Here is a 14,067-nt window from a genome sequence, read left to right as displayed (position 1 = left end):
TAACTAAAAATGGGAATAAAAGTGAGATTCTCTTCCGGGTGGAGGTCATTACCTTTATTTATGGCTAATAAGGGCCTCCATCCGGTGGCTCCTTTCGTCAATGAGGAGTTTTAAGTACAGTCTTAAATTCGAGATATAGTTTAAAAACGAGAGAAAAGGCCTAAAAGGATGTGGTCACATGAATAGACCAACGAACTTGGAAAGCTACTCTAGATATGGATCTAATATGACAAATCGTGCCAGTAGAAGAAGGTCATTGGAGGCCCAGCGTCAAGCCTTTGCCTATTTCCTTATCACTCCTGCTGTGTTGATGTTAATCGTATTTATGGTATATCCACTCTTCAATGCACTAGTCCTGAGCTTATATCAGTGGAATGGGTTCGGATCGAAGATTTTCATCGGGTTTGAAAACTTTGTAGGATTGTTTCGGGATCCTCGATTTTTTAATGCCTTGGGAAACACTTTAAAATATACAGTAGGATCCGTTTTTGGTACTCTCCTAATCGGATTTTTAACTGCTCTAGCTTTGCATATTAAGATTAAAGGTTGGCGTTTCTTTCGAACAGCTTTCTTTATGAATGTGATTTTATCTATTACAGCTGTCGGTATTCTTTGGGGTAATCTTCTTCACCCGATCGGCGGGCCCGTTAAGCTGGTTTTGAAATTGGTTGGCATTACAGCACCCGATTGGTTCGGTAATCCCAGCTTGGTAATGTGGGTTATAACTGCAATCAATATTTGGCAATATTCGGGTTATCCGATGCTATTTCTATTTACGGCAATGGAGAGTATTCCAACTGAGATGTACGAGGCTGCCGAAATTGATGGAATTACCTTTTGGAAAAAGGTATGGTATCTCATTCTTCCAATGATAAAACCTGTTTTAGCAATAGTAACGATGTTGCAGGTTATCAACTCATTTAAAGTATTTGATGTGGTCTTTGTAATAACTAAAGGCGGTCCGGGACAAGCCTCCGAAGTTCTTTCATTATATATGTATAACGTTGCTTTCTGGTTTAGACGCTTCGGTTATGGATCCGCTATTTCTGTAATAATGTTGATGCTTGAAATGATATTAGCTTGGTTTTACTTGCGGGCAGTACGTTTTGAGCAAGCACCTGATGAAGGTTAAGATACCCATAGCTGAAAAAATGAAGGAGTGGAGTTATGAAAAAGAGATACAATGTCGGTATGTTTATTCTCTTTGTTGTTATAATTGGGTGGGCCCTAGTCCAGTTTCTACCGTTAATATGGATGTTAAATACATCCCTTAAAACTTCTCAAGAGATTGTTCAATTCCCATTGAAGTTGGCGTGGCTGCCCACTTTTAAGAACTACCCTATAGCTTGGACCGGTGAAAAGAGTAACGTTGTTCTCCGCTTATACTTCAGTAATAGTTTAATTGTCGTATCGGCTACCATGATTGCATTGACTTTAATTGCTACCCTGGCGGCGTACGCTCTTGCTCGATATAAATTTAAAGGGCAGAGGTTCTTTTTGATGCTTTTAATTGGAATGGTTGCTGTCCCGATGCATTCATTGATCATTCCGTTGTATCACCTAATCAAGACAATGGGCCTACTCAACAGGTACCCCGGATTAATTCTAGTATATTCTACAGTCGGGTTACCAATGTCTATCTTAATTCTCCAATCCTATTTTCGAGGATTCCCTTCAGAGCTTGAAGATGCAGCTAGAGTTGATGGTTGCAAAGAACTAGAAGTCTTTTGGTATATAGTAGCCCCCATCTCTAAAGGAGCCCTATCGGCTGTGGCAATTGTAAACTTTATTGCATTTTGGAATGAGCTTTTTCTGGGAATGGTTCTCCTTTGGGGTAATAATGTCAAGACTTTACCTGTAGGTCTTTTAGGATACCGGGGTTTATGGGGTCAGACATCGTGGGGACCATTATTCGCCGGATTATCAATTGCAACTGTACCGATGATTGTCTTCTATCTAATTTTTAGCAAGAATATTATGCGTGGTATGACATTGGGTTCGTTTAGGTAACCTTGTAGATGAAGATTTGTTGTGGGATTAGAATTTAGGAAGAAGTGGGTACAATGGGTAATAAAACAATACATTTCGTGTTTCTTCCGTCATGGTGGAATAAAAATTATGGTATTAAGTTCGGAAAGTCTTACACTTTCGATTTCGAGTATAGAAGCAATATCCATAGGAAAATGCAGAAATATCTCTACCAGCGCTTTGGTGACATTGGCTTAGGCGATGATAACCCGGAGCCAGGTCCACTAGATGATCCGGAAGGACTATTTTTTCCACCTTTCGCCAATGCTTTGATTCCAGCACTTTTTGGTGCACAGGTAAAACTACCTGAAGATAACTTTCCTTGGGAAGTTCCAATGCGACTTGGGGATGAGGACATCAGAAACCTTAAGGTACCTGATATTTATAATTCGTACCCTATAGCACCGCTTATTAGGCAGTGGGACGAAATTAGAAAGCGGTACGGTCGGGAAACTTCTTCTATCTGGAATCTTGGAGTACAAAATATCGCCTTTAAACTTCGAGGAGAACAATTATTCATTGACTACTATGAAAACCCGGAGCTGGCTCATAGGCTTTTTGAAATAATACGAGAAACCATTGCCCAACTTGCACTATTATTAATGGAGCGGCACGGTGAGACACCGCTCCGCTTAGTTATTGCTAATTGCACTGTAGATTTTATCTCACCAGAAATCTACAGCCGGTTTCTCTATAAACATGATCATAGACTATCGGAAGAGTTTCCATCATTCGGAATCCATCACTGTGGTGTTGTAGATCGTATGATCGACCAATATGCTCTCCATGATAATGTTTCATATATTCAAGTTGGATGGCAATCAAATCTGAGGAAGGTGTGTGATACTTTCCCGAAGGCTAGCATTAGTTATATATTTAGTGCAAAACGCTTGATGTCGGCTTCAAGGGAAGACCTCGTTGAGGATGTTAGACGGATTATGGATTCAATTCACCAAGATACCGAGTTCGAGTTATCTGTTCCCGATATTGATTACAGAACTCCCGATGATAATATCAGAGCAGTATACGAAGCTTTCTGTGATTATAGCAATAGTAAATGTATGTAACCTTAAACTATATCCGAAAGTTGGTAAGGTGATTTATGGATGATGATTATAAGAATGTAATGATCCGGTTCTAGAAGGATACCAATTTAAGTTGCAATGGAATATTGGGATTAGGGGGATAAAGATGCAAAAGAAGTGGTACCAAAGTGCTTATTGTAGAAATGTAATAGATATGCATATTACAGATTGGGATGAGAAATTCTTATCTGAATTTGATTCGGAGAAATATGTAGAGATGTTACAGTTATCTCAAGCTGAGTCAGCGGTAGTGTACGCCCATTCCCATGTAGGTCTTTGTAATTATCCCACAAAGGTAGGAGAGATGCACAAGGGGCTTAAGGGGAGAAATATATTAAAAGAAGTAATTGATCTTTGCCATCAGAAGGGAATCAAAGTAGTGGTTTATTATAGTCTGATTTTTAATGACTGGACGTATAATCATTTCCCTGATTGGAGGATTATTACTGCAGATGGTAAAGAAGCAGCTGAAAATAGTCGTTATGGTGTTTGCTGTCCAAATTCTCCATATAGAGATTTCGTTGTAGAACAAATTAAAGAAATCTGCAACAACTATGAATTTGAAGGGATTCGTTTTGACATGACATTCTGGCCTGAGGTCTGCTATTGTTCTTCTTGCCAGAAGAGGTACTCTGAAGAGGTTGGTGGTGAACTGCCTAGAGTCGTTAATTGGGAGGATCCAAAGTGGGTAACCTTTCAACGTAAAAGAGAAGAATGGTTAATCGACTTTGCTGCTTTAGCTACTTCTACAGTAAAGAAAATAAAACCAGATGTCAGTGTTGAACACCAGTCTTCGACATATACAGCTTCTTGGCGGTGGGGGGTGACTGTGGGACTTAGTAAAGAAAGCGATTTTTTACAAGGTGATTTTTATGGTAATGCTTTGCAAGGTTCTTTTGTCTGCAAGCTTCTTTACAATCTTACCGAAAATAAGCCCTTTGGTTTCGAGACCTCTTCTAACGTAAATCTAAAAGATCATACGACGCTAAAACCTAAGGAATTACTAGAAGCCAAGGCGTTTTCAGCTCTAGTTAATGGCGGAGCCTTTATATTTATAGATGCCATTGATCCTGTAGGGACTTTGAACAAAAGAGTTTATAGTACAATGGGGGAAATTTACCGTAAAATAAAAGAATACGAGAAATACCTTGGAGGGCAATTTTGTCAAGATGTTGCTATTTATTTCAGTACTGAGTCAAAATTTGACCCGGAATATAGTGGAGAAAATGTTATCAAGGGTCGTTCTAACATCCTAGAAATCTCGGATAAAATACCTCATTTAGATGCTACACTTAGTGTTGCTAAGTCTTTTATAAATCATCATATCCCCTTTGGGGTTGTCACAAAAAAGAACATCAGGGAACTTTCGCAGTATCAGGTACTTGTACTCCCCAATGTGTTAATGATGGACGAAGAAGAAGTTGAGGCAATCAAAAATTATGTTAAGTCTGGTGGTAGCTTATATGCAAGCAAATATACTTCCTTGATCACTAAAGGTGGAATCAGAAAAGATAATTTCTTATTAGCTGATGTCTTTGGTATTTCTTATCTAGGAGAAACGAAAGAGAATTTCACTTATATTTCTCCAACGGAGGAAGGAAAGGATGTCTTCCTTGATTATACCCCAAAATACCCTTTAAGTATTTATGGTTCTCAATTAAAGATCGAGGTAAAAAAAGATACTAATGTTTTAGGGAAAATAGTTCTTCCATACACGGATCCTAAAGATATAAGGCGTTATGCTTCTATTCACAGTAATCCTCCAGGTATATGGACGGATTATCCTGCCGTCGTTCTCAATAGATATGGTAAAGGAAAAGTAATCTATGTGGCCGGTGATTTAGAAAATGTTGAATATCATCATAAGATATTTATCAATTTAATCAGGTTACTTTCCCGAAGTCCATTTGTATTCGAAAGCGATGCTCCAAAGTCGGTGGAGATAACTGCATTTCACCAAACGGATAAAAAACGATATATTGTTAACCTACTCAACTTTCAGGAAGAATTACCCAACATTCCAATTAATGAGATAAAGGTCAGGATAAGATTAGGTAACAAGAGAGTTAAACGCTTCATAATACTTCCGGATGAAAGAGAATTAAGTTATGAGTGTAGAGAAGACTATGCAGAATTTACTGCCCCAAGATTAGAGACTTTTTTAATGTTGGCTTTAGAGTACGAGTAAATTGGCAATACTCCGGCGATGCAACCCTTCGCTGTGAGGGGCATAACGAAGACGGCTTTATACTAAAATGAGGGAATAAATATGGTTACACAGCAATTCATTGAACCTCAAACCCGTATATATAAGACCTTCACTTATAAGGAAATCGATCGTGTCCCTGATGTTGAATTTGGTTACTGGCCACAAACAATCCAGGCTTGGGTCAAACAGGGGTTTCCGCAAGAGTTGGTTGACACAATCGGTGATGATGCGTTTTCTAATATCTTTGCCGATTATTTTGGATTAGACCAGTTAGTGGAGGGTTATTATAAGGGTAAAGTTAATATTCCAGTTTACACCGATATTGACCCACCCTATGAAATCGTAGTACTTGAGGAAGATGAAGAGACTGAAGTTCGACGCGATAGAGATGGTACTATCGCCCGCTGGTACAAGCATAAAAGTGGTTTCGCGAGTATCCCTCAATACCTCGAATATCCTGTCAAAAACCGCTTAGATTGGGGAGAATTTAAAAAGCGTCTCCGCATCGAGTCTCCAGTTAGAAAGATTGATCCCAAAGTTTGGGATCAGGCACGTAAGGCTGCAGCTGCCGGATTCGAGGTCACATCCACGGCAACAGGTTTTTACGGGCAGTTACGTAACTGGTTAGGGGTGGAAGGTCTTTCGTATCTTCTTTATGATGATCCTGCTCTTGTAGAAGAGATGCTTGATCATCATCTCCAACTTATTCTCAATAGTCTGGAACAGGTGCCTGACGATGTACCCATTCACCGTTTTAGCTGGTGGGAAGATATGTGTTTCAATTATGGACCCTTAATCAGTCCTCGCACGTTCGAAAAGTTGATGGTACCACTATATAAACGTGTGACTGCTATACTTGAAAAACACGGTTGTTGCTTACAAAGTGTTGATTGTGACGGCCTCATTCATGACCTTGTGCCGGGGTGGTTGGATGCTGGTATCAACATAATGTTCCCCTGTGAGGTTGCTGCTGGTACAGATATGTTTATGTTACGTAAGAAATATGGTAAGAAGGTTTTACTCCAAGGGGGCATTGACAAGAGAGTACTGATTTCCGGTAAGGATGCGATTGACAAAGAACTGGAGAGAATTGCTCCATTGCTGGAACAGGGTGGATATATCCCCCACTTGGATCACCTAATTCCACCTGATGTAACACTGAAAAACTATCTATACTACTTGGAACAAAAGTGGAAACTAATAGGGAAAGAATGAGACATACATCTTGAACCAATAGAGTTTGATTTTCGGGATTTACAGTGGAGAATCATCGGCTAAATGGCCCGCTCAGTATCGCGTAGGTTAATCATAAATGCTCGGTGCTATCTCAGTTGTGGAATAAACGTAGGCAGGCGAGGAGAATTGATATGAGAAAAGACTTCATTATTGAATTGAGCCATCCTATGATTCCAGAGAAAGAAAATTTCAAATTAGAGACTCGCACCTTTGATGTAACAGAATTGCTTCCAGATGTTAAACACCGACCCGACATCTGGTATGTTCTGAGTGAGATCAACATGTCGTCCCATATGGGAACGCATATTGAATTTCCGTATCATCATTGGAAGGAAGGGGCTGATGCGGCCGATTATCCCGTTGAAAGGCTTATTGGGGAGGCTGTGGTCCTTGATTTTTCCCATAAGGCAAATGGAGAAGCGATCACACTCGAGGAGGTTCAAGCCCATGCTGACCGTATCCAGGAAGGTGATATGATCTTTATTCGGACCGACATGGATAAGTTCTTTCGGACGGAGCGCTGGGCAGAGCAGCCATACCTGACAGTCGAGGCGATGGAGTGGTTGATCTCCTTTAATCCTTCTATAATAGGGACGGACGCCGCGGGCTTCGAAGTGCCCGGTACGGATTACCAGCCGAACCATTTGAACATGTTCAAACATGATATCGCTATGGTGGAGTCGGCAACAAACCTTGCAGCTATTGGAGATAAACGAGTAACCGTCTTTATCCTACCACTGCCGATCAAGGGGATTGACGCATGCCCCGTCCGCATTGTGGCCATCCGAGAAGGAGGTTTAAACAATGGATAGAGACAAATTATTAGGGCTATATCGACAGATGCTCGTGCTTCGGCATTTTGACGAAATGTGTCTTGATCTTAAAATGAAGGATTTAATTATGGATGGATTCCACCCCTACAGTGGAGAGGAGGCAGTTGCCGTAGGGGTGTGTACAAATCTTAGGCCCGACGACGCGGTGATCTCGACTCACCGTCCACAAGGTCACTCTATAGCTAAAGGAAGCACACCTCGCCAGATTTTCTGTGAGATGCTTGGAAGACGGGGAGGAGTCAGCCAGGGTATTGGTGGTCCAATGCAGTGGATTGATACCCCAAACAACTTTTTCTGCGGATCGATAGTTGGCAGCGGCATTACGATTGCAACAGGGATCGCTATGGCTATGAAACGCGAGGGGAAAGGTCGTATCTGTGTGTGTTTCTTTGGGGACGGTGCTTCTAATACCGGTTCGTTCCATGAAGGCCTCAACTTGGCTGCTATCTGGAAATTACCTGTGATCTATATATGCGAGAATAACCAGTATGGCGAGGCTATGCCGGTACGCGAGTTCGTCTCTGTCTATCCGATCTCCAAACGTGCAGCGTCCTATGGCCTCGAGGGCGTGATGGTGGATGGAAACGATGTAGAAGAGGTACTGGCCGCTGTTGAGAAGGGCGTGACCGCGGCTCGATCAGGAGATGGGCCAGTCTTCATCGAGGCGATAACCTATCGTACGAGGGGACACTACGGTGGTGACCCGGAATATACGTATAGAACGAGGGATGAGGTAGAATGGTGGCGGAAAAAATGCCCCATTGCCCGTTGCAAGGCCCGTCTCTTAGAGGAAGGGGTTGAAGAGTCCGTTCTCATCGCATTGGAACAGGAAGTGGTCAGGGAGCTTGAATCCGACCTTGCTTGGGCATTAGAACAGCCATTCCCAACAGTAGAACAGGCAACCGATCATGTTATGATTCCTTTAGCTGAGGGAGGCCGGCTGAAATGACAGGGAGTAAAGTTAAAAGAATAACATACTGTGATGCGATACGTGAGGCCTTGCGTGAAGAAATGAAACGTGACGAGGCCGTTTATTTAATCGGCGAAGATATAGGTCGGTGGGGAAATCTGTTCGGGGCAACGAAAGGGTTGTTGCAAGAATTCGGCCCCGAACGCGTTAAGGATGCGCCAATCTCTGAAGCGGCTATAGCAGGATGTGCTGTCGGAAGTGCTGTAATGGGGATGCGTCCGGTTGTTGAGATAATGTATATAGATTTCATTACCATTGCAATGGATCAGATTATAAACCATGCTTGTAAGTATCACCAACTCTCCTGCGGGACGGTTAATGTTCCGGTGGTTTTTCGGACCCAAGGCGGGGTAGGGATGCGCAATTCATCCCAACATTCGCAGAGTCTGGAGAACTGGTTTGTTAACGTCCCAGGATTAATTGTGGTTATGCCATCGACTCCCTATGATATGAAGGGGCTGCTGAAATCATCTATTAGAAATAATAACCCTGTTATAATTATCGAGCATAAATCCCTCTATTTTACTAAAGGTGATGTGCCGGAAGATGAATATGTGGTACCCATTGGAGTAGCAGATATTAAGCGTGAAGGGACTGATGTTACAATTATTGCTACGTCCTGGATGGTTTTGCATGCCCTTGAAGCAGCAGAGAAGCTGGCCAAAGAAGGAATATCTTGTGAAATTGTGGATCCCAGGACTCTGTGGCCTCTGGATAAAGAGACACTCGTAAATTCGGTATCAAAGACTAGACACTGCGTCGTGGTGACTGAGGCTCCGGCAGAGGGCGGTTGGAGCTCTGAAGCAGCTACAGTGGTAACAGAAAAGTGTTCTGGCGATCTAAAGAAACCGGTAAAGCGTATATGTGGTATGAGAACGGGAATTCCATACGGGAAGATCGAAAAATCCGTAGTGCCAAATGATGAATGGATTATTGCAGGTGTTCGGGAGGTCCTTGAGTAGGTAGCTAGTCTTTAGTTATAACACAACGGGGCATTAAAGATATGTATTACTTGGGGTCGCCCCTAGTACGGACCGGTGGAAACTATTCGTGAGAATGTAAAGCGCGTGTGCCTTAGCTGTAGATGGGTGGTGATTTTGTTCCCGGTTCTATCAATGCTATTTTTGGAAAACCCCGCTTCAAAGTTGTCGTTATCGAGCTGGGTTAGGAGTCAGTAGGGAGTATGGCAAGTATTAAACCCGTAAAATCAAATTTGATGAATTGGAGAGGGCATTTTTTATGAACCATAGAACAATAGGATTAATTTCAACTATGTCACCTGACAATACGTGGGCGAAGGAAGTATTAGAGAGAGTTGCCGTTACGCATAATGTAATAAAAAACGCTTTGGAAGATATGGGGTTTGATGTGTTGGATGAAGGTCCCCTGCATCGAACCTATGAAGAAATGAGGTCGGCAGGACGGAGCCTCCGGGCACGAGGAATAAATGCACTTGTCATTTATGTAGGCACGTGGACCTACGCTAATTGTGCCGCGGCGGCTGCGTTAGAGGCAGATGTCCCGGTTGTGATTTGGGGAGATGCAACTCCTGGAACCTGTGGACTGGTTGGCGGTGCTATCGCACGAGGGGCTATGGCAGAACTGGGGTGCCACGCTCATCTGGTTTATGGTCTCTTTGATGATGATGAGACTCGAAAAAAGGTTAAATGCCTTTTAAATGCCGCATGTGCTGCGAAGGGTTTAAGAGGCCAAGTGCTGGGTGTTGGTGGCGGACGTTCAATGGGGATGGTGACGGCCGTATGTGATCCTAATGAGGTAAGGGTAAAATTTGGCACCGAGATTGATTCTTTCGAGCAGATGGAAGTGATTGATCGTGCAGAGGCAATAGACAATAGTCGTGCTTTTTCCTTTCTGCAATGGATGAAGGATACCTTCGGTAAACTAGTGGCTAGTGAGGATGTGATTATAAAGCAGATCAAACTATATTTGGCATTAAAGGAGTTGTCAGCCGAGAAAGGTTATGACTTCATTGCGGTCAAATGCCTACCTGAATTGCCTAGGTTGTATACTACTTTCTGTCTAGCTCACGCCATCATGGGGGATGCTGAAGATGACCAAGGTCCCAAGGAACGATTTATCTTTGCTTGCGAGGCTGATCTGAATGGAGCGTTAACGATGCAAATTCTCAAGATGCTTGCCGATGGCCCCGTGTTGTTCACCGATCTGACGGAGTTCAATTTGAAGGATAATGTGCTCACCACTTGCAACTGTGGGTCCCAACCGACCGATTTCGCTAAATGTAAAAAAGATGTTTACTGGGAGCGAGAGGGTGTACATGAATTTAAGTGGAGGTATGGGGGTACATGTCCGCAGCACGTAGCACGTCCTGGTCATGCAACTGTTGCACGGCTTAGTCGGGAATCCGAAAAATATGAAATGTTAATTGCACCAGTTGAGGTTGTTGAACTGCCTCGTGAGAGGTTAAGGGAGACCATCTGGGAGCGCCCACATGCATTCCTAAAATTGCTTTGTAATCGGAATGAGTTTATAGATGCAGTTCGGTCTAACCACTTGCACATGGTATATGGTGATTGGATAGCAGAATTGGTAGAAGTATGTGAGATTCTAGATTTCAAGCCGGTAGTAGTTAAATAGTCTTGAAATCAAAAAACAAATGGGGGTTGGCAATGGCGGTAGAATTTATAATGCCCAAGCTAGGACACATGTCAGAAGAGGCGACCATAGCCAGTTGGAAAAAGCAAGTCGGCGAGCGGGTTTCAAAAGGCGAAATTCTCCTGGAGGTGGAGACGGAAAAGAGTACGTTAGAGGTAGAATCCCCCATCTCTGGCGTTTTGCTAAAGATATTGGTTAGTGAGGGGGAGACTGTCCCAATAGGTACTCCCATTGCGCTTCTAGGAGATGCTGATGAGATAGTCTGTGGGAAGTAAAGGAAACAGTTATAGCTATAAATAAAGAATATCTGTTTTCATCCACGGTACTAACCTTAAGAGATGGCGCAAGAGACTTTCATTCCATCATTAGAGAGGAGTACCAGCTTCGATAAGAACTCCAAGAGGAGATTATGTAGTTACGGCCGGAGAAAACGCACTTTTTCAATGATAACTGCTTAGAAAGGAAGCAAAATCGATATGTCTACTCGACAAAACTTTAACCTTTCAAAGATTGACTGATGAAAAGAAAATTAGGCAATTTATTGAGCAAGAAATCGAGCGTACCGGCGGGATTTTCCGGCATGAATAGAAACGCTTATCCTGCTACTTCGATGGGTGTTGATCGCACGTATACGGATAGTCAGATCTTAGGCTATTTGAAAGCTTATTTTAGAGGAGATAACCGTCTAACCGATCTGGCTAATACGATTAATCTGGTACCGGGGACCGGCTGGTACATGCCTCCTTGCACGTTGCATGCCCCAGGCTCGCTTGTAACCTATGAACTCCAAGTGGATTCCGATGTTACCTGTATCCCAGAATCCAGAGTGAATGATATGGTAATGCCGCCCGACCTTATTGATAGGGACTTACCTGTCACCATCAGGGATGACGGGTTTGAAAAGGTCTGCGAGTATATGCTTTCCATGATACGGTGCAAGAATTCCGGCAACACAGAGAATTTTCGGCAAGAGTACTTCCGGCCGCCGGTAAAAGTACGTGAGCAGGACGCTGGCTCTCAAGCTTTCGTCATCTACCGATGCGGTAAAGCTAGCGAAAAGACTAATCCCGACCTATATAGCGCAAAGAAAACCGTTATCAACCCGTCATATACATGGGAGATTCAAGAAAAGGCGGCCTTTGGTGCCATCGTGCTTGGTGGGCACGGTAGGGTATGGGTACCGGGCAAAGAGCCGAGTCAGATTGAATCTGCCTCCATATTCATGACGCGGGAAGATCTGGGTGGCGATGAGTTTTTCGTCGCAGCATGCGCCGCCGACAAAGTAAAGGTAGAATGCATGAGTATCGAGCGTTTGATCATCTACCAGCATTTTGCTTCCAATTCCAACCCTGAAGCCGCAAGTCTAGCCATACCTGAGTTCAAGGCCCTTTGAAAAACATCAAAGCACTTTGGTAATGCTGCGTTGTAAGAGATTTGAAAGCCAGGCTTTAGCGTCGAGCTATATCACACTCGCCCGAAGTTGGAGCTTAATTTAATGTAGGAAGGATATAATCCTAGGAGTAAGCTCCAAAAACCCTTTCTGGGTGGTAGAAATTGTCTCGGAGGAGGTCGAATTTCCAGTTCTAAGGTTTAGGAAGCGACTGGTTTGCAAGGATAGTAGTTGCAATTACGTGTAATATGCAGTATGATTAAGCCATACGATGCAATAATGAGAAGGCTGATATATATTGCTCGACAAAACGAATTCCACCCGGCTCTTGATGAATTGATCGATTGGCGAGAGAAAATCTCTCGCGAAAGTACCTACCTAGGGAGAGATAGATCGCCAGCATATTCTCTCCTTTTGGGATTCCGTAAGAGATTAAAGAGGCGATGCGGAGGGTGCGGCGGGCTTTGGATGGCAAAGGCGGGGGAGTAATTGCCCAGTGCGAGTGGGGCGTTAAGGATCCTCGGCAGAATATCGAGGCCGTTTTTGAAGCGTGGCTGGAGGAAGGCTAAAAAACAACCTGCGCGGGGCCGAAGGGTATTGCAGCGTGCTGATGGCTGGCAGCATGAGAAGTCCACAGTCTAGCAGGAGGAGGGCATGGGTGTAGGATGCCTCCCAATTCATTGGGAGGCATCCTACACCGAGTTTCTGTGAACGCAACAGGGCTTACGGGCAAAGTGGCGATTGTAACTGGCGGGTCGAGGGGCATTGGGAGGGCGATTTGCCTGGCGCTGGCAGGAGAAGGCGCCAGTGTCGTTGTAAATTACGCTGCTCACAGGGATCGTGCTGAGGAGGTTTTGAGTTGTATTAGAGATATGGGAGTGGAGGGCCTTGTAGTCTGCGCCAGGGTGCAATCTGCCAGGGAAGTCGCTGCCATGGTAGATGACGTGCTGGCCCGGTTCGGTAGGATCGATATCCTCGTCAACAATGCCGGGATTTTCACCACGGCCCGGGTCCAGGACATGACCGAGGAGGAATGGAACGAGACCATCGATATCAATCTCAAGGGGGTGTTCAATTGCTCGAAGGCTGTAATCCCCCACATGATAAGCCTCAGGTCCGGGAGGATCATCAACATCTCATCACAGGCGGCGATGCGCGGCTCGGTTGCCCACGCCCATTATGCGGCGTCCAAGGCAGGGGTGATCGGGTTCACAAAATCCCTCGCAAAGGAACTCGCTCCCTATGGTATAACCGTGAATTCCGTCTCCCCGGGCAGGATAAAGACGGAGATCCTGGATGGCCGCGTGGAACCCAACATCGGGCGCTGGATGGTGGAGACCCCGATGGGGCGGCTGGGGGAGCCTGAGGAGGTAGCCCCCGCGGTCGTGTTTTTGGCATCTGATGGGGCGAGCTACATCACAGGCCAGACTATCAATGTTGACGGTGGCCTCGTGATGGCGTGATGGCGCAAATGGGGCTATATGGGCCACCGCAAGCCCCTTTTCTTCAGACATCGGGAATAAGGCAGCGGGCGGTCGGGGCGGTCGCTCCCTACCCAGGGTTCCGTCAAAGTTCCACCAATATCTGGCTCCAACTGGCTGCAAAATTTGGATCTGGCTTTTCCCGCCGTCATAGTGTATCATTAGTGTATGAGCAATTCAGAGTTGGCTTCCCTAGTTGTT

Annotated in this window: 12 protein-coding genes; all 12 read left to right on the top strand. The window is 44.2% G+C overall.

Annotated elements, in window-relative coordinates:
* The first annotated feature begins 178 nt into the window (after positions 1-178).
* Entirely contained in the window at positions 179-1,132 is a 954-nt protein-coding gene (locus tag HPY71_11630; GenBank protein NPV54157.1) for a sugar ABC transporter permease, read from the top strand.
* A 35-nt stretch (positions 1,133-1,167) separates the two neighbouring features.
* Positions 1,168-2,010 carry a carbohydrate ABC transporter permease gene (locus tag HPY71_11625; GenBank protein ID NPV54156.1) on the top strand — a complete coding sequence of 281 codons (843 nt, stop codon included), beginning with the start codon at positions 1,168-1,170 and terminating at the stop codon, positions 2,008-2,010.
* A 44-nt stretch (positions 2,011-2,054) separates the two neighbouring features.
* Positions 2,055-3,095: a hypothetical protein gene (locus tag HPY71_11620; GenBank protein ID NPV54155.1), complete on the top strand. Its 1,041-nt coding sequence runs from the start codon at positions 2,055-2,057 to the stop codon at positions 3,093-3,095.
* 124 nt (positions 3,096-3,219) lie between these two features.
* Complete coding sequence (locus HPY71_11615) at positions 3,220-5,301, top strand: family 10 glycosylhydrolase (protein NPV54154.1); 2,082 nt, start codon at positions 3,220-3,222, stop codon at positions 5,299-5,301.
* Positions 5,302-5,382: 81 nt separating this feature from the next.
* Positions 5,383-6,537, top strand: coding sequence for a hypothetical protein (locus HPY71_11610; protein NPV54153.1), 1,155 nt, complete (start codon positions 5,383-5,385; stop codon positions 6,535-6,537).
* 152 nt (positions 6,538-6,689) lie between these two features.
* Positions 6,690-7,370, top strand: a complete 681-nt coding sequence (locus HPY71_11605; GenBank protein NPV54152.1) for a hypothetical protein — start codon at positions 6,690-6,692, stop codon at positions 7,368-7,370.
* Positions 7,363-8,340: a thiamine pyrophosphate-dependent dehydrogenase E1 component subunit alpha gene (locus tag HPY71_11600; protein ID NPV54151.1), complete on the top strand. Its 978-nt coding sequence runs from the start codon at positions 7,363-7,365 to the stop codon at positions 8,338-8,340. Before HPY71_11605 ends, HPY71_11600 begins: the two co-directional genes overlap by 8 nt.
* A complete protein-coding gene (locus HPY71_11595; GenBank protein NPV54150.1) occupies positions 8,337-9,323 on the top strand; it encodes an alpha-ketoacid dehydrogenase subunit beta in 987 nt (328 codons plus the stop codon). Before HPY71_11600 ends, HPY71_11595 begins: the two co-directional genes overlap by 4 nt.
* Before the next feature lie 277 nt (positions 9,324-9,600).
* Positions 9,601-10,977, top strand: a complete 1,377-nt coding sequence (locus tag HPY71_11590; protein ID NPV54149.1) for a hypothetical protein — start codon at positions 9,601-9,603, stop codon at positions 10,975-10,977.
* Positions 10,978-11,009: 32 nt separating this feature from the next.
* Entirely contained in the window at positions 11,010-11,270 is a 261-nt protein-coding gene (locus HPY71_11585; GenBank protein ID NPV54148.1) for a biotin attachment protein, read from the top strand.
* 242 nt (positions 11,271-11,512) lie between these two features.
* Positions 11,513-12,388: a hypothetical protein gene (locus tag HPY71_11580; protein NPV54147.1), complete on the top strand. Its 876-nt coding sequence runs from the start codon at positions 11,513-11,515 to the stop codon at positions 12,386-12,388.
* Between the two features lie 662 nt (positions 12,389-13,050).
* A complete protein-coding gene (locus HPY71_11575) occupies positions 13,051-13,848 on the top strand; it encodes a 3-oxoacyl-ACP reductase FabG (protein NPV54146.1) in 798 nt (265 codons plus the stop codon).
* Positions 13,849-14,067 lie beyond the last annotated feature (219 nt).

It is taken from the genome of Bacillota bacterium, assembly GCA_013178125.1.
GTDB lineage: Bacteria > Bacillota > SHA-98 > Ch115 > JABLXJ01 > JABLXL01.
This window is presented reverse-complemented; position numbering and strand designations above follow the sequence as displayed.

Excerpts from the sequence above, each read along its gene's own strand:
- HPY71_11630 (NPV54157.1), top strand. The coding sequence starts at position 179 with ATGAATAGACCAACGAACTTGGAAAGCTACTCTAGATATGGATCTAAT.
- HPY71_11625 (NPV54156.1), top strand. The coding sequence starts at position 1,168 with ATGAAAAAGAGATACAATGTCGGTATGTTTATTCTCTTTGTTGTTATA.
- HPY71_11615 (NPV54154.1), top strand. The coding sequence starts at position 3,220 with ATGCAAAAGAAGTGGTACCAAAGTGCTTATTGTAGAAATGTAATAGAT.
- HPY71_11610 (NPV54153.1), top strand. The coding sequence starts at position 5,383 with ATGGTTACACAGCAATTCATTGAACCTCAAACCCGTATATATAAGACC.
- HPY71_11605 (NPV54152.1), top strand. The coding sequence starts at position 6,690 with ATGAGAAAAGACTTCATTATTGAATTGAGCCATCCTATGATTCCAGAG.
- HPY71_11600 (NPV54151.1), top strand. The coding sequence starts at position 7,363 with ATGGATAGAGACAAATTATTAGGGCTATATCGACAGATGCTCGTGCTT.
- HPY71_11595 (NPV54150.1), top strand. The coding sequence starts at position 8,337 with ATGACAGGGAGTAAAGTTAAAAGAATAACATACTGTGATGCGATACGT.
- HPY71_11590 (NPV54149.1), top strand. The coding sequence starts at position 9,601 with ATGAACCATAGAACAATAGGATTAATTTCAACTATGTCACCTGACAAT.
- HPY71_11585 (NPV54148.1), top strand. The coding sequence starts at position 11,010 with ATGGCGGTAGAATTTATAATGCCCAAGCTAGGACACATGTCAGAAGAG.
- HPY71_11580 (NPV54147.1), top strand. The coding sequence starts at position 11,513 with ATGAAAAGAAAATTAGGCAATTTATTGAGCAAGAAATCGAGCGTACCG.
- HPY71_11575 (NPV54146.1), top strand. The coding sequence starts at position 13,051 with ATGCCTCCCAATTCATTGGGAGGCATCCTACACCGAGTTTCTGTGAAC.